Genomic DNA, 17,165 nt, shown 5'->3' with positions numbered 1-17,165 from the left:
GAGAGCGCAGGTTCTCCCGTCAGCTCCTGCCCGCACACTGCTTGAACTTGATACGGCTTTAAAAAGATACCAGACTACGGAGTAGTAATGACTGAGGACGCCCGCTCTGAGAAACTTTTGCTTGATGGCATCTCCAAAAAATATGGGGATTTCACGGCGCTCAAGCCAACCCAACTTACCATCATGGATGGAGAGTTTCTCACATTGCTCGGACCTTCAGGGTCAGGAAAAACCACTCTTCTACAGATCATTTCGGGTCTGGTAGAGCCCACGACGGGGAAGATGTTTTTCGAGGGCGAAGACTGGACATATCGCCCGGTGAATGCACGCGGTATGGGTATGGTGTTCCAGCATTATGCCTTGTTCCCCCATATGACTGTTTCCGAGAACATCGCTTTCCCGCTAAAAATGCGTGGGATGAGCCACTCAGATATCAGCAAAAAAGTCACAGAAACACTTGATAAAGTTCAGCTTGGAGCATTTGGGCATCGGTTCCCTCGCGAGCTTTCTGGTGGGCAGCAGCAGCGTGTGGCACTGGCCCGTTGTTTTGTGTACCGCCCCAAAATCATTCTGATGGATGAGCCTCTGGGTGCTCTGGATAAGTCACTGCGCGAAAACATGCAGCTTGAGATCCGTCGTTTGCATCAGGAATTTGGCACGACAGTTATCTACGTGACACATGATCAGGAAGAAGCACTGGTTATGTCAGATCGTATCTGCGTCATGAATCATGCACAAATTGAGCAGATTGCTCCGCCGCGATCGATCTATCTCAATCCTGAAACTGTCTTTGCAGCTTCCTTTATTGGTCAATCCAATATTATCAAGGGCAAGCGCTCTTCTGCGAATGCTGATATCGCTACTATTGAAACATCCGTGGGAAGTTTCACCGGCCAGTTCACTGCGCGCGATAAGCAAAGTCAGGTACTTGCACTTGTCATTCGACCAGAACAGATTTTCGTCGGCCAGCCTCAATCAGCCGAGCAGGATAGTCTGGAGGGTGTTCTGGAGGATATGGTCTATATCGGTTCGGATGTACGTCTGCTGGTCAAGCTATCTGATGGCAGCCAGTTCAGCGTGCGTCATGATCCGCTGGCAGCAAATCTTCCATCGGTGGGCGATAGAATTCGTCTCTACTGGAACCGATCTGTTGCGAGGATCGTATCATGACGAACACCTCAGCAAAAACCTGGAAACCCGATGCGATCTGGCTCGCAGCACCAGCTTTGCTGCTTCTTGCTGTTTTCTTTTTGCTTCCTATGTTCCGCCTTCTGGGGCTCAGCTTTACGGATGATGCTAAGGGAAGCTTTTCGCTCGTCAATTATGAGCGACTTGGGGACAGCCTGCTCTATTGGAGAATTTTGGGCATCACGCTTGAAATTTCCGCGCTGACTGCGATTTTCTCGGTGCTTTTCGGCTACCCGATTGCTATGTGGCTTGCCAGCCTTGAAGATCGCAAGCGTGGCAACATGCTGATGCTTGTTCTGCTGCCTTTCTGGACGTCATATCTGGTGAAAACCTTTGCCTGGATGATCCTGCTGGGCAAGAATGGTGTTTTCAACTCAATCCTACTTGGATCTGGTGTCGCTGATCGCCCGGTCAATCTCATGTATAATGAATTGGGCGTGTTGATCGGTATGGTTCATGCCATGATTCCGCTTGCCGTCCTTTCTATGTTGCCGGTCATGACTGGAATTGATAACCGTCTGACTCTGGCTGCCTCCACTATGGGTGCCAGTCGTTCGGATCGTTTCTGGCTGGTCTATTTCCCGCTCTCAATGCCAGGTGTTGTGGCGGCAGGTCTGCTGACCTTCATCACTTCGTTAGGTTTCTTTATTGTTCCGGCATTTCTTGGCGGACGTCAGCAGACGATGCTTGCTCAGGCAATCATTACTCAGGTTCAGGAAATCGTAAACTGGCCCTTTGCTGCTGTTCTTGCAACAATGCTGGTCGTTGCAGCACTTGTGGTTATAGGGATCTATAATAAGCTCTTTGGACTGTCTTCCCTTTCTTCCGGCAATGGTGTCCAAAGCAAGAAAACAATGTCGCCTGACAGTCCGCTGCGTAAGCTGGGTTATGGGATACTTGCCCTTGTGGCCCGGATTTTCCGCCCACTGGATCGTCTTTTCCCACCGAAAGAAGGCGGCAGTCCGTTCAGAACCATTTATGTGGTATTGCTTATCGGCTTTTTGATGCTGCCTGGCCTGATTGTCATTCCACTTAGCTTTACCTCGGGCAGAAATCTTGCTTTCCCACCTCCCGGGTTCTCGCTGCGTTGGTTTGAACAATATTTCAACTCAGCAATCTGGATGAGCGCAACGATGCGTTCCTTTGGGGTGGCCTTCGCTACGGCTTTCTTCGCCACGGTATTGGGTGGACTGGCAGCACTTGCTCTGTCCCGCAGTTCATCACGTCTGAATGGTCTGATCTTTGGTCTGATATTAGCGCCGATGATTGTACCCAGAATCGTAATTGCGGTTGGCCTGTTTTACCTGATGGCGCAGATCGGTCTTGTCGCGACGGATACGGGGCTGGTAATCGGCCACACACTCCTGGCGCTTCCATATGCGTTCATCACTATCGGGTCGGTGCTTAAAAACTACGATTGGCGTCTTAATCAGGCGGCAGAAACCATGGGCGCAGGCAAGCTGACAGTTTTGCGTCTGATTACCATTCCCCTATTGCGTGGTGGGCTTCTGTCTGCTGCTTTGTTTGCTTTCGTTACTTCACTGGACGAGCTGACTATTGCGATCTTCGTATCCGGTGGACTGAAAACGACGCTTCCAAAGCAGATGTGGGACGACATGTTCCTTCAGCTTAATCCAACACTTGCCGCAGTCTCTGTCATCGTTCTTCTGATCGTGACGGTAATCCTGCTCCTGGCGCGTAAACTCGAGAGATAATTCAAAGATAACCTCCCTCTTTGAATACGAATACTAAGGATGCAAAATGCATATCCATGGACTGGTGCGGTCATTTATGGACCGCGCGCAAAGCAGTGCGCAAAATACTTACGCGACTCTGAACGGCCAGTTGTGCAATTTTGACGACCTTTACAAGGCGTCTGAAGCTATTGGCCACGTATTAGCGAAAGAAGATCTTAAGTCTGGCGACCGTGTGGTTGTCATGATGCCAAATAGCCCATACTCACTGGCTATGATTTTTGCGCTATTGCGTCGGGGATTAGTATGGGTGCCGGTTAATCCGGCACTGGTGGGCAACGCACTGGATAATGTATTCCGCACAACAGAGCCAAAGCTTGCTTTCTGTGAGCCTTCTGTCGCTGAAACAATACGTGCCAGTGCTGAGCTTACCGGTACAACAGTTCAGGTTGTGGCGGATACTTCCTTTCCTGAATATACTGGCGACGCACCTGCTGTAGATTTGCCAGAGCCACAGGATCTGGCAGCAATCATGTTCACTTCCGGCACCACCGGACCGGCAAAGGGTGTGATGGTCACCCATATGATGCTGGAACTTGCTTGTCATTCCGTGGCTCTTTGCACAGATCTCAAGCCTGGCGACAAGTTCTTTATGTGGGAGCCCTTCTATCATATCGGCGGCGCGCAGGTGATACTGCTACCACTCTTTCATGACATTACCCTCACCATGACCGAGCGGTTCAGTGGCTCTCAATTCTGGCGTCAGGTCAGTGAGACCGGCTGTACACATATTCATCATTTGGGTGGTATTATTCAGATCCTGCTGAAGCAGCCTGAAAGTCCGTTTGACCGTAACCACAATGTGCGTGTGGCATGGGGAGGGGGCTGCGCTCCCTCAGTCTGGCGTGCTTTTGAAGAACGCTTTGGTGTTCAGATCCGTGAATGTTACGGAATGACTGAATGCTCATCCCTGACCACATATAATGCTGAAAACGTTGTGGGATCTGTTGGTCGGCCCCTGCCTTATTTTAACGTGCGGCTGATTGACGAGAATGGCAAGGCGCTTGGGCCTGGTGAAGGGAAGGGTGAAATTGTAGTTTCGACTACATTACCCGGAGCTATTACCGCAGGCTATTACCGCAACGCTGAAGCAACTGCCAAAGCAGTGAAAGCTGACGGTTTCTATACGGGTGACCTCGGTTCCTGGGATGAAGATGGCCATCTTTATTTCCATGGGCGCACAGGAGATTCTATTCGTTGTAAAGGCGAAAATGTTTCTGCGTTTGAAGTCGAAAGTGTCGCTAATCGCCATCCGGATGTTGAAGAGTCAGCTTTGGTGGGTGTCAAAGCCGAAATTGGCGAATATGACATTCATCTCTTCATCGAACCGCGCGCTGGCGCAAACCCGGATCCGCTTGAAATATGGACATGGCTTTCAAGTCAGCTGGCTCCATTTCAGCGGCCGAGATTTATTTCTTTGGTTGAAGGTTTCCACAGAACACCAAGCCAGAGAATTCAGAAACATCTTCTGGATGTAAGTCCGGATAATCGTTGGGAGGCACCTCAAAAGGTGAAAGGTAAAGCAATATGAGCTGTGATGTTCTGATTACGGGTACGGGAATGTTTGCAGGGCGAATTGCTCTGGACATCGCATCCACTGCAAAAACACCGGTCAATGTTGTGATTGCCGGCAGGAATAAAATGCGCCTTAACTGGCTGAAAACTGCTGGTAACGCACGCGCAGCGATGTTTTCAACGCCGGCGCGGTTTTCAACTATCGAAGTTGACATAGTTGCAGATGGCGCCAGTGACTGGCTGCTTGACGAATGCAATCCGCGTATCGTGGTGCAGGCTGCGTCTATTCAAACTTCAACCGTGATTTCCGATAAAGGCAATCGCTGGACCCAGCTGGTAGCCGAAGGCGGATTGAGCGCAACGGCTGTGTTTCAGTCGCTGATTTCGTCACGCATGGCGGCAGCAATCTCCGGTCGTAAGAACCGTCCTTTGTTGATTAACTGCTCTTTCCCGGATGTGGTCAATGGCGTCATCAAAGCGATGGGACATGATGTACTTTGCGGCACTGGCAATGTCGCTATTCTGTCTAATGTATTTGATGGTGCTTATGAACATTCAGAATCTGATCCATTGCGTGTAATTGCGCATTATCAGTGCCTTGCCGCATGGCGTAAGCCACCGGAAGAACGAGCAGGGGCTGTTGCTCCTCTTGTTTATGTTGGTGAAGAAAAACTGGATAATGTCTTTGAAACGTTCAGACAGTGCCAGCTGACACCTGAACCCGCCATTGAAATTTCAGGGGCATCCGGTGTGACTCTCATTCTCGCACTGGCCGCAGGAACCGCGTGGCGTGGACATGCTCCAGGTCCGGATGGCTTGCCCGGTGGATATCCTGTGCGTCTGGACAATAACGAGCTGGTTCTTGACCTCCCTGCTTCCATCACGCGGGAAGAAGCGATTGAATGGAATTCAGGCTTCGAAGAAAAAAATGGCCTCGTTGTTGAAGGTGAAACAGTTCGATATCGCGGCAAACTTAAGTCTCTGCTGGAAGAAGAAAATTTCCAATATGCTGACGGGTTTGATGCAAAAGACCTGGAACAGGTCTGTTCCGATATGTTGTCTTTGCGGGATCGTTTGATGGGCGAAACCGTCTGACAAACTTTAACCATTCGCTGACCAGCGCTGCCATCCCCCCGGCAGATACTGGTCAGCGAGGATCGTGGCGCTGAAAAAATTTTTCGTGTAAGCGAGAAATCAGCGCCCGATCCACTAATCTAACGGTACGGAGGCGTGCCATAATTAATCAATCTGCTCCTTGTTCACCGCAATTGAGCTTGTCTTTCATATATGCAATTATGGTGCTGGCACGAACTGCTATCGTGGCAGCTATTCCTATTCTTGCTTTAAAATTTCTTGGTCACGCCAATTATATCAGCACTCTTTATCTTTCAGTGAGTCTGATATGCCTTGCCTTCAGTCTGTTTCTTCCCAGAATTATTTCATCTATCGGATTATGGCGCTCATTAATAATGGCAGCATTATTCGGTGTTCTCTCCGCAGTATCGTTTCTTGCTAACAATATTTGGTTTCTGTTTCCAGGGCTGTTATTTCAGTTCCTGATGTTCACTCTCTTTGAGAGTGCGATCAATATTTATACTACTCAGATTATACCGCGCCGCGATCTGTCTTTTTTTGAATCTCGTCGGGTTTTGTTTTCTGGTTTCACTTATCTTGCAGGACCATTATTGTGTGGCTGGGCAATCCACAAAGATATCCTGTGGCTGCCAATCATGCTCAGTGGCGTTTGCGCAATTTGTGTGCCCTTATTGCTTAAGTTGCTGATACCATGGGCAGCAAAAATTCAACCGGCTGTCCAACTTGCCATGCCGGGCTTTAAAGACCTCGTCCTTTTCAAATCACAGCCCCGCCTTGTATTAGCCTGGCTCCTGGCTGTAAGCAGGTCATCCTGGTGGCAAGTATATACAGTCTATACGCCGGTATTTGTTGTAATGGCCGGATTTAGCAGTGCGTCAGTCGGCCCAATTATTGCATTGGGTGCAGGTACCCTAATTCTGGCACCGTTCTGGCAGATTATATCGCGCAGATACGGGCTTCGTCTTACCTTTTTCTACGGTTACCTGATGTGTGGTGTGTTCACAGTGACCGCTGGAATTTTAGGAATAGATCATCCGTATTGGGCTGTAGCATCCTTAATCGGTGGAGCACTTGCTATCAGCGCTGTCGATAGTGGGGGAAATGCGCCATTTTTGCGGGCTGTGCGCCCGCATCAAAGAATAAAAATGGTCCCACTTTACAATACATATCGCGACATAGCCCAGATTGTCCCATCAGCAATTTTTGCAATTATACTGATCTACCTTAATATATCATCCGTCTTTGTATTTATGGGGTTATTTGTTATGGCTATTTCATTTTATTGTTTGAAATTGCATAAAAGGCTATAGTTTTGTTAAGGCAGGTACGTGCCACCTATGAGTATAGTACCGATAGATTTATCCGGCCTGGTGGAGAAGGGGTGAAATAGCAGACTGAATGAAGCCTTCCATTCTAGACGCTTGCAGTTATGACACCATCCACATGGAGGACCTGTCCGTTGACAAAGGAAGAAGCATTTCCGCTGAGATATACAGCTGCGGCACTGTTACGTTAACCTGAGCAAGTCCGCAATTTTGTCTATGACGCTGAAATTATGCAGCTTTCAGGCATGCGATTTCACGCCACATGTTTGTGGCGGTCTGACGCAGCTCGCGATGGTCTGCTGAGGAGAGAAGGTTGCGGGGAAAGTAGTGGAGATTGTAGACCGGGTCGTGAATGGATGTGAAGCGTCGCGCGGGAGTGTAGAAATTTTTGTGCTTGAGGCCATAGTGATGGAAAGAAAGGACCCATCGTATGGCAATAGACAAGGAACTTCTGGATCAGCTTCTTGCGGGGCGTAATCCGCATGAACTGTTTTCGAAAGATGGTCTTCTGGAGGAACTGAAGAAGGCACTTTCGGAACGCATATTGAATGCCGAGCTTGATGAGCACCTTGAGGACGAGCGTTCGGAAGGCAATGCGAACCGTCGAAATGGTACGTCGAAAAAGACGGTGCTGACCGGCACCTCGAAACTGACCCTTTCAATACCGCGTGACCGTTCGGGCACTTTCGATCCGCAACTGATCGCCAGATATCAGCGCCGGTTCCCGGATTTCGATACGAAGATCATTTCGATGTATGCACGCGGCATGAGCGTTCGCGAGATCCGTGGTCACCTGGAGGAGCTTTATGGCATCGACGTTTCCCCGGACCTGATCTCAGCGATCACCGACGCGGTGATGGACGAAGTGGGCGAATGGCAGAACCGTCCCCTCGACAATTGCTATCCGCTCGTCTTTTTTGATGCCATCCGCGTCAAGATCCGCGATGAAGGCTTCGTTCGCAACAAAGCCGTCTATATCGCTCTTGCCGTTTTGCCGGACGGCACAAAGGATATTCTCGGTATCTGGATCGAGCAGACGGAAGGCGCTAAATTCTGGCTGCGGGTGATGAACGAGCTGAAAAATCGTGGCGTTCAGGACATCCTGATGGCTGTTGTCGATGGGCTGAAGGGATTTCCTGAGGCCATTACGGCCACTTTTCCGCAAACGGTGGTGCAGACCTGCGTGGTTCATCTCATCCGGCATTCGCTGAATTTCGTGTCCTGGAAGGACCGCAAGCCGCTCATGCCGGCATTGCGGGCAATCTATCAGGCCAGCAGCGCCGAAGATGCGCTCAAGGCCCTTGATGCTTTCGAAACCGGATACTGGGGCGGAAAATACCCAGCCATTGCCCAGAGCTGGCGACGCAACTGGGACCAGGTCGTCCCATTCTTCGCTTATCCTGCCGCCGTGCGCAGGATCATATACACGACCAATGCTATCGAGGCCCTCAATTCAAAACTGCGCAGGGCAATCCGGGCACGCGGTCATTTTCCAAATGACGACGCCGCAATGAAAATGTTATACCTCGTGCTCAATCAGGCGGCTGGCGACTGGAAAAGGCCGCCGCGTGAATGGTTCGAGGCAAAAACACAGTTCGCTGTCGTCTTCGGCGAGCGTTTCATAATCCAATGAAAGGCGCCTCAAGCACAAAATTCCTGACAGTCCCCGTCGCGCTGATTTAAAGCGCTTCATGACCCGCTCTCGTCGTCGGATGGGCTGGTGCGAATTCTCAGCGCGGTTGTTCAAGCCTTTGTGCTGACGATGATCGCAAACGCTCATCCCCAGTTCTCGTTTGGCAGCGCCATAAGACCTCAGCTTATCGCTAACCATGACGCGCGCTGAACAGCCCTGGCTACGCAGAAGTTTACGCATGAAACGCTTGGCGGCCTTGGTGTTACGGCGCTTCTGAACAAGAACATCGAGTACAAAGCCATCCTGATCAACGGCGCGCCACAGAAAATGCTTCTCACCCTTGATCGTGATGACCATTTCATCAAGGTGCCATTTATCACCAAGACGTGGGGTACGGCGACGGATCGTATTGGCATATTCACGTCCAAACTTCTCCGCCCATTCATGCACCGTCTTGTGGGTGACGATGATCCCACGGTAAGCCAGCATATCTTCGACCATGCGAAAGCTAAGAGGAAAGCGATAATACAGCCATACCGCCTCCGCGATAATCTCAGCAGGGAAACGATGGCGGTGATAAAGTGAGGAACGAGTTTCGATCATGGCCTATTTTCGCAGCTTATGCTTGCGCCAGAGTTAAGGTAACTGTGCCCCAAAATCATATTGCCAAACGGGCGCCATCCAGACATGACAACACCAATACCCGAAATGCCCCACCTCTCGCGTCCTTCAGATATTCCTTATCACCGCTGCCGGATCAGTATTCACAACTAGACCGGCAGCGATATTAGCATCAGGCGACCGTCAGATGTGTATCAACAAATGTTCGGGCATGCTTGGCCAGCTCAAGTCCATCCGACCAAGTATCGCGCCAGATAGCCAAATCATTTGAAAGTCCTTCTGCAATCACAGCTGAAGAGAAGGACTCAAACGTGATTGGCTCCTTATAGCCAATATCAATCAGCGCATGGAAAAAGCCCGTAAAATCGATATGACCTGAACCAAGATAGCCGCGATGGTTCTCACCGATATGGATATAACCGAGCCGTTCACCAACCTCGTGCAGTGGCCGAATGAGGTTATCTTCCTCAATATTCATATGATACGTATCGAGGTGAATAACCGTGTTATCCGCACCAATATCGTCAGCTAGTGACAAAGCCTGCCTTGCCGTATTCACGAGATGGGTTTCATAGCGGTTGCAAACTTCCAACCCCAATGTAAGGCCAAGCTTGCTGGCCTCACGCGCCAGATCTTTGATAACTGCGACGGCATTCTCACGCCCCTTCGCACTTGCTGGCTTTCCGTATTTGCCAAGCGCCGAATAGAGCGCCCCTGTAAGCAGTTTTGCGCCAAGCCCATGGGTCGCGACAAGCGACTGATGCAGCAGTTCTGCACCCTTGCGAACCACAGACGTATCGTCGCTCGAAACATCTGCATCAAAAGCCAGCCCGCGTGAGCATACGATCGAAAGGCCAGAAGCACTTAAAACCGAGCGCGCATGATCAACATCAAGATTGTCGAGATCATGGAGCGAAAGCTCAAGCAGATCGTAACCCGCCTCAACACTTCGCTTTGCGGCGAGTTCAATTGAATCTCGCGATGTGTTCCCGGTCCAGACCAGAGCGTGAACGCCGATTGGATTGCTGTAGCTTTTCATTATGCGCTCTCCCTCGCACAGGTTTCGACATTGACCCAGCCATTACCGGCTTCATTTGAGCGGATACAGGCATCAATGAAATACAGACCGTTAAGGCCATCTTCGATTGTCGGGTAGGCAATTCTACTTGCATCGCTTTTACGCTGCTGATGACTGCGAATTGCGTTGGCAGCAGATTTGTAAATATTGCCAAAGGCTTCGAGAAAACCTTCCGGGTGACCGGGCGGGACACGCGCTGATTGCGTATTGCCAAAGGTCGCGCCAGCGCCAGCGCGTGTCAGCACCGTGCGCGGCTGCCCCGATTTGCAATACCAAAGCCGGTTCGGGTCTTCCTGCGACCATTCAAGCGAGCCTTTCGTGCCAAAGATACGGCAATTCAATCGGTTTTCATTGCCGATTGCCACCTGACTGACCCACAATTGCCCCTTTGCACCATTATCATAGCGTAGCAGTATAGAGGCATTATCATCGACCCTACGGCCTTGAATAAAGGATGTGAGATCAGCACAAAGCTGTCCGGGCGTTAGGCCCGTCACGTAAGCGGCCAGATTATAAGCATGTGTTCCAATATCGCCGATTGAACCACCCGGTCCCGCTTTCTGCGGATCAGTCCGCCATTCAGCGGCCTTGGAGCCATGCAGTTCAACAGGCTCACTCAGCCAGTCCTGAACATACTCGCAATTGACGAAACGTATATCGCCCAACTCCCCGGAGAGAACCATATCGCGCATCTGTCGCACCATGGCATTCCCGGTGTAATTATGTGTGAGGAAAAACAGTCCGGGGGCGTTTCTGACGATCTCAACAAGGGCAACAGCATCTTCCAAAGTGGACGTCACCGGCTTATCGCAGATAACGTGGAAGCCACCCTGCAAACACGCTTTGACCGCCTCAAAATGCAAATGATTTGGCGTCACGATGGCAACGACCTCAGCACCGTCAGGTCGGCTTTTTTCATCCTTAATCAGCGCTTCAACACTATCGTAAACCCTGTCATCTGCAAGGCCCAATGCAGTTGCAGATCGCAAATTGCGCTCAGGATCAGAACTGAAATCACCAGCGACCAGTTCAAACTCATTATCCATACGCGCTGCAATACGATGCACGTTACCGATCAGCGCGCCTTCTCCACCGCCTATCATAGCCAATCGAATTTTCTGCATAATTTCCTCCCGATCAATTAACCTCAGTTTTCAGGATTTTGCGCAACGGATTCCCGCACGCGCATATCCGTCTTATGCGCCACATGCGATAGCGGCCGCTCCGGTTCTCCAATACGCTGCATAAGAAGCCGCCACGCGCTCTCGACCATTGCATCGATCGGCTGCGCCACCGTGCTGATGGTTGGCGTCAGCACGGTCATCCAGTCAGAGTCATCAAAGCCAAGCAGCGATATATCGCGAGGTATTTCAAGTCCCGCCTGCCGTGCAGCCTTGATAGCACCAAGTGTGGCAATATAGGCCGATGCAAACAAGGCCGTCGGTGGCTTCTGGTTGAAAACCTGCTGCTGCAATGAGTGGCGGCATTCTTCTATCGTCACACCAGCGTAAATCACTTTGATATGGTCAGAGAGACCAGCCTCCCCCATCGCCTGTCTATATCCCTCAACGCGCTGGTTCATGTGAACCAGAGTGTCACGCGTAGCGAGAAACGTAATGTCGCGATGTCCCATTTCAATCAGATGCGCTGTTCCTGCATGGGTCGCCGTGATATTATCAATGGCAACGGTATCGAAATCCGGCAGTTCTGCGCCGCGGTCCACCAGAACAGTGGGAACAGACCGGATCAGCGAATGGCCACTGGATGCAATTTCCTCATCGCTGAGGAAAACAATCATGCCATCCACCTGCCTCGCAATGAGTGTATTGATGAGATCAGCCTGTGTGACCGAAAGCTCGTTGCTGTTCATCAGCAGGAGTTGCATCCCGTCCTGCATTGCAACGGTTCCTGCCCGCTGAACAAACTCCGAGAAGAACGGATTGGTAATATCGGGCACGATGATCCCAATCGAATTGGTACGCCCCTGACGCAGGCTGGATGCGACGAAATTTGGCTTGTAGTCCATTTCAGCAACCGCCGCGAGAACGGTTTTCCGCAAGTCCTGATGGACGAATTTGCGCCCTGTCAGAACATTGGAAACCGTGCTCGGTGCGACGCCCGCATATTTCGCCACATCCTGAACAGTCACTGGCTTTTTCGCCTTGGGCGGGGATTGTCGTGTCATGATGGCAGGCAATCGCTCCTGTTACTTTCTGTTGGCAATCAAACGGTCAAGCGTAACCGCTACAATGATCAGACCACCCATGACAACCAACTGGTAGAACGTTGGAACACGCATCAGGTTAAGACCATTGCTAATCGTACCGATAATAAGCCCGCCAATCACCACAGATGGTATACGGCCCTTGCCGCCGAAGAAGCTCGTTCCCCCGATAATAGCCGACGCAATAGCAAAAGTTTCAAAGCCCGTGCCAGCGGCAGGTTCGGCGGCTCCCAAACGTGCAGTGGAAAGCACACCGGCAAGCCCCGCACAAAGACCGGAAATCATGAACACGATCAGCGTATGGCGCTTGACATTAATCCCAGAGAAAAACGCAGCTTCCCGGTTTCCACCAATCGCATAAATATTACGGCCAAGCCTTGTCTGTTGCGTCAGATACCACAGAACCGCCGCCATACCGAAAGCCACGATAACCGGAACCGGAACCCAGAAAACCGTGCCAGCAAAGGTTTCCGTAAAGGCATAAGGGAAGCCGAAGACCGGACTTGCACCGGAAATAATCAATGTGATGCCACGAAAAATAGCATTGGTTCCCAAGGTGATAATAAACGGATGCAATCCGGTGAAATTAACCAGCAAGCCATTGAATGCGCCGAGTGTTAATCCAACGCCAGCACCGCCAATCAGCGCGGCACTGTAAGGGTCAAAGCCTGCAAGCAGCAGTTTGCCCGTCACAATCCCTGCCAGTGCCAAGATAGAGCCAACTGAAAGATCAATGCCCGCAATCAAAATCGGGAAGAACTCGCCCAGCGCCAGTAGTATCGTGATCGAGCTTTGCAGCATGATCTGAACGAGATTCTGGCGACGCAGGAAATATTCCGGCGAAAGAACACTGAACAGGACGAGAATGACAACCAGAATGCACAGTGTGCCGTATCTGTCCCAGTTTTCCTGAAACTTTTTCATGATGCTGCTCCACCGATAGCGTGGCTTAAAAGGATTTCTTCGTTTGCGCTGTGTCCATCGACAATTGTGGCAATGCTACCATCACGATAGACTGCAATGCGGTCACAGACGCCGAGCACTTCCGCAAGCTCTGATGAAACCACAATGATTGCCTTACCCTGAGAGGCCAGTTGCCGGATGATTGCGTAAATTTCAGCTTTGGCACCAACATCGATGCCGCGCGTTGGCTCATCAAAAATGATGAGATCAGGTTCGGTCGCCATCCATTTTGCAACAATCACCTTTTGCTGGTTGCCGCCGGAGAGTTCCGTTACCATCTGGTCAACTGACGCACTTTTCACATTGAGTTTTTTACGTTCAATCTCAGCAAGCTGGCGATCATCGCGCTTGCTGACAACGGCCGCCATGCCATCCAGCGGCGCATCCTTTACGCGCTTGGAAAGCACGATATTTTCCAGAATGGAAAAATTCTGAAAGAACCCAGTTTTTCTGCGGTTCTCCGTGATCAAAGCCATTCCATTTTTCAAGGCATGTGACGGTGAATGGGGCGTAACATCACGGCCATTCAACTCAATTTTTCCTGACGACCGTTTGTCTGCACCAAACAGGCATTCCATCAGTTCGGTTCGCCCAGAGCCGATCAGACCAGCAAAGCCAAACACCTCGCCATGACGCACTTCAAAGCTCACATCGCGAACACGATCATTGGTAGCGGAAGTCACATTGCTGACTTTAAGGACAACTGGCGACTGAGCATTAAGCGCTGGATTTGTGTAGTTATGAATGAGTGCACGGCCAACCATCATCTGAACCAGCTCATCATTCGTATAATCTGCGATCATGCCAGTGCCATTAGAACTGCCGTCTTTAAGCACGGTAAAGCGATCACCGATCTGGCGCACTTCGTCGAATTTATGCGAGATGAACAATATCGCCATTCCCTCCTGACGAAGCTGGTTCACCAGTTGCAAAAGGCTCTGAATTTCAACGCGCGTCAGTGAAGATGTTGGCTCGTCCATCACCAAAACTCTGACATTTCCCATCAAAGCTTTGGCAATTTCGAGAATTTGCTTATGCGCAATCGGCAAATCCCCGGCCCGCCGATCAAGATTGATACTGATCTTCAGCTTTGAAAGAATAGCCTGCGCGCGTTCGCGCATATCTGCCCAATCAATCCTGTTCACCAGAAGCGTTCGTTTAATCGGCAAATTGCCGACGAACAGATTTTCCAGCGCCGAAAGCTCATCGATAATGCTAAGTTCCTGATAGATGATCGATATGCCGGCCTGCGCCGCCTGCCCTGGTGTAAGGCGTGTATGTGTTTGACCGTCAATGGTAATTTCACCACTGGTTGGCGCAAAAATACCCGACAAAACCTTCATGAGGGTGGATTTTCCAGCACCGTTTTCGCCAAGCAGGACATGCACTTCACCAGCATGAACATCGAGGTCTACGCCTTTCAATGCCTGAATACCACCAAACGACTTGGCAATATTGCGCATCTCAATAAGAGGACGTGACAATTCGTGGCCAGAATCCGGCATAAGACTCTCCCGATTTAGGCTTTGTTGTGAATTAGGGTGCGGTTTGGTTATTTGAACCGCACCCCGCATTCCTACTGTTTAGTAACCAGCACCGATTCAATATTGACCTGTGGTGCATCTGCATCCGGAGCAATCAGCTTGCCGGATTTGACGGCTTCAACAGCCGCAACGAGTGCATCAGCGCCAATTGTTGCAGGGTTCTGAGCAACGGTTGCATCAAGACGTCCAGCCTGAACCGATTCACGCGCTTCCGGCGCACCATCTGTTCCCACAACAATCACTTCACCTGTCTTGCCTGCATTTTGCACGGCCTGAACCACACCCAGCGCCATTGTGTCATTGGCACAATAGAAAGCTTTGAGGTTTGGTGACGATTGCAGGATATTTGCCGCCACATCGAGCGCCTTCAAGCGATCCCAATCCGCAGGCTGACTTGCAACAAGTTTGATATTCGATGCTTTGTTGAATGCATCGGTCGCACCCGCTTTACGGTCTTCACCAGATGCAACGCCCGCCTTGCCTTCAATGATTGCAACCTCACCACCGTCAGCACCAAGCTTTTCGATAATGAAATTGGCACCATTAGCACCCACTGCCTTATTGTCGGTGGTGATAAAGGCCTGGATATTGGCCCCCGCTTGCTTGAGAGCAGCAAGATCAACCTTTTCATCAATATTGATCAGCGGGATGTTCTTTTTATAAGCCTGAGCCGCTGGCTGTACCAGATTAACCGGCGAAATCGGGGCAAACATGATTGCCTTATAATCACGGTTCAGAACATCCTCGAACAGCTGCAATTGAGCCTGTGTATCGTCTTCGGTCGGTGAAGCGAAAATATCCACTTCGACGCCAAGTTCCTTGGCTTTGTCTTCAACGCCCTGCTTCATTGATTGCCAGAACGGATTAGAGAGGGTTTTCAGAATAACAGCATAATCAGCAGCCTGTACGGCGGATGCATTTATAAATGCACCAACTGCAAAAACCGCAGACAATAAAAGAGTTTTACCGGCTTTCATGTTCATTCTCCTCCATAGAACGTGAAAATATTGGCAGACTATTTTTATTTTATGAGATTGTTACCGGCTTAGACCGGAGTTTTGCTGCCGTTGCCGGATCAGCCCGGCGGCACAATTGCGGCGGCAAACCTTTCATGATCAGCTCAGCATCAGCGACTGTCATTGAGCCGATTTCGTAAAACGCATCACGCGTTCCGCCCGTACGATGCGCAGAAAGCAAGAGCCCTTCGACAGACCGTACCGGATCGCCGGATGCAACAGGTTCATCGGGGAAAACATCGGTCGCAGCCTGAATATGCCCTGACTTAACCGCGTCCAGCATTGCGGGAAAATCCACAACAGCAGCGCGGCTCATCAGCAGAAACTTTGCACCCTTTTGCATCATTGCAAATTCACGCGCACCGATAAGTCCCTGATTTTCGCTCGTCACGCTGGCAAAAACCAGAATGAACTGGCTGTCTTGTACAACCTGATCAAGAGAGGCTGGAATACAGTCTGCCCGCTCAATGATTTCGGTCGGCAGCCACGGATCATAAACCAGCGTTTTATTGCGAAACGGTCGAATGAGATCGCGAAATTGCCGTCCCAAATCACCAAAGCCAATAATCCCAACCGTCGACCCCATGAAGCGAACAGTATCGACATTGCCTTCGAGACCATATTGCTCAGTTCCGGCACGCATTTCCCGGTCGGCAGTGGTAATTCCGCGCGCAAGATCAAGCGCCATGGCAAGCGCGGATTCAGCAACTGGTCCTGCGAATGCGGAAGCAGGTGTCAGCACCCATATCCCGCGTTCAACGCAAGCCTGATAATCTATGTTTGGAAGAAAATTTGTCTCGACATTGAAAATTCCCTTTAGCTTCGGCGCACGATCAAGTCGCTCTTTGGGCATCGCGGTCTGACCGATCAGAAGCACCGTGTCAGGCAAGTTGCGCTCAACAATTGCATCATCCATCGGTTTGTCTTCGCTGATGACCAACTCACCCAGCGCTTCAAGTCGGGCCCTTACTTCAGGACGCATGATCAGGTCCAGAGTCCGCGGCAACGGATCCACCAGAATTATATTCTTTGTCATAGCTCCTCCCACAAAGCTTGATTAGTTTGGTGGAAAAATCGATTTTCTGCAACAAGAATTTTAATAGAAGGATGGGCACCGTAATGTCTGGATGGCGCCCGTCTGGCAAGTGTCTATTCCTTGATGATTGAGCAGAGCGGGTCGGGTGCAGTCATGTCTCCGGCCTTTTGATG

General features: G+C 50.6%; 13 protein-coding genes and 1 pseudogene. 6 read left to right on the top strand and 8 right to left on the bottom strand.

Going from position 1 to position 17,165, the window contains the following annotated elements; genetic code table 11:
- The first annotated feature begins 87 nt into the window (after positions 1-87).
- The 6 genes from VBH83_RS16340 to VBH83_RS16315 all read left to right on the top strand — a co-directional run bounded on the left by VBH83_RS16340 (position 88) and on the right by VBH83_RS16315 (position 8,510).
- The gene (locus VBH83_RS16340) at positions 88-1,170 is read left to right on the top strand and encodes an ABC transporter ATP-binding protein (protein WP_176038660.1); all 1,083 of its coding nucleotides are present in this window, start codon (positions 88-90) and stop codon (positions 1,168-1,170) included.
- Complete coding sequence (locus VBH83_RS16335) at positions 1,167-2,903, top strand: ABC transporter permease subunit (RefSeq protein WP_396998637.1); 1,737 nt, start codon at positions 1,167-1,169, stop codon at positions 2,901-2,903. The genes VBH83_RS16340 and VBH83_RS16335 overlap by 4 nt, the downstream gene beginning before the upstream one ends.
- A gap of 46 nt (positions 2,904-2,949) precedes the next feature.
- A complete protein-coding gene (locus VBH83_RS16330) occupies positions 2,950-4,473 on the top strand; it encodes a class I adenylate-forming enzyme family protein (protein ID WP_396998635.1) in 1,524 nt (507 codons plus the stop codon).
- The gene (locus VBH83_RS16325; RefSeq protein WP_396998633.1) at positions 4,470-5,552 is read left to right on the top strand and encodes a hypothetical protein; all 1,083 of its coding nucleotides are present in this window, start codon (positions 4,470-4,472) and stop codon (positions 5,550-5,552) included. Before VBH83_RS16330 ends, VBH83_RS16325 begins: the two co-directional genes overlap by 4 nt.
- Before the next feature lie 173 nt (positions 5,553-5,725).
- Complete coding sequence (locus tag VBH83_RS16320) at positions 5,726-6,862, top strand: MFS transporter (RefSeq protein WP_396998631.1); 1,137 nt, start codon at positions 5,726-5,728, stop codon at positions 6,860-6,862.
- A 445-nt stretch (positions 6,863-7,307) separates the two neighbouring features.
- Positions 7,308-8,510, top strand: a complete 1,203-nt coding sequence (locus tag VBH83_RS16315; protein ID WP_396998629.1) for an IS256 family transposase — start codon at positions 7,308-7,310, stop codon at positions 8,508-8,510.
- A gap of 18 nt (positions 8,511-8,528) precedes the next feature.
- On the opposite strand, the pseudogene VBH83_RS16310 reads toward VBH83_RS16315, so the two are convergent.
- The 8 genes and pseudogenes from VBH83_RS16310 to VBH83_RS16275 form a co-directional block, all read right to left on the bottom strand.
- Positions 8,529-9,113 (bottom strand): annotated as a pseudogene (locus tag VBH83_RS16310) (IS6 family transposase); the annotation flags it as partial.
- A gap of 190 nt (positions 9,114-9,303) precedes the next feature.
- Positions 9,304-10,170 carry a sugar phosphate isomerase/epimerase family protein gene (locus tag VBH83_RS16305; protein WP_396998627.1) on the bottom strand — a complete coding sequence of 289 codons (867 nt, stop codon included), beginning with the start codon at positions 10,168-10,170 and terminating at the stop codon, positions 9,304-9,306.
- Positions 10,170-11,333 carry a Gfo/Idh/MocA family protein gene (locus tag VBH83_RS16300; protein ID WP_396998625.1) on the bottom strand — a complete coding sequence of 388 codons (1,164 nt, stop codon included), beginning with the start codon at positions 11,331-11,333 and terminating at the stop codon, positions 10,170-10,172. Before VBH83_RS16300 ends, VBH83_RS16305 begins: the two co-directional genes overlap by 1 nt.
- A gap of 23 nt (positions 11,334-11,356) precedes the next feature.
- Entirely contained in the window at positions 11,357-12,394 is a 1,038-nt protein-coding gene (locus VBH83_RS16295) for a LacI family DNA-binding transcriptional regulator (protein WP_396998623.1), read from the bottom strand.
- Between the two features lie 21 nt (positions 12,395-12,415).
- Positions 12,416-13,357, bottom strand: coding sequence for a D-allose ABC transporter permease (gene alsC, locus VBH83_RS16290; RefSeq protein ID WP_396998621.1), 942 nt, complete (start codon positions 13,355-13,357; stop codon positions 12,416-12,418).
- Entirely contained in the window at positions 13,354-14,901 is a 1,548-nt protein-coding gene (locus VBH83_RS16285) for a sugar ABC transporter ATP-binding protein (protein WP_396998619.1), read from the bottom strand. Before VBH83_RS16285 ends, alsC begins: the two co-directional genes overlap by 4 nt.
- Before the next feature lie 71 nt (positions 14,902-14,972).
- A complete protein-coding gene (gene alsB / locus VBH83_RS16280) occupies positions 14,973-15,917 on the bottom strand; it encodes a D-allose transporter substrate-binding protein (protein ID WP_396998617.1) in 945 nt (314 codons plus the stop codon).
- 49 nt (positions 15,918-15,966) lie between these two features.
- Complete coding sequence (locus VBH83_RS16275; RefSeq protein ID WP_396998615.1) at positions 15,967-16,992, bottom strand: hydroxyacid dehydrogenase; 1,026 nt, start codon at positions 16,990-16,992, stop codon at positions 15,967-15,969.
- Positions 16,993-17,165: the final 173 nt, after the last annotated feature.

Origin of the sequence: Ochrobactrum sp. S1502_03 (assembly GCF_044435015.1) — a bacterium.
GTDB classification, from domain to species: domain Bacteria; phylum Pseudomonadota; class Alphaproteobacteria; order Rhizobiales; family Rhizobiaceae; genus Brucella; species Brucella chromiisoli.
The sequence above is the reverse complement of the archived record's forward strand: the minus strand, read 5'-3'. Positions and strand labels throughout refer to the sequence as shown.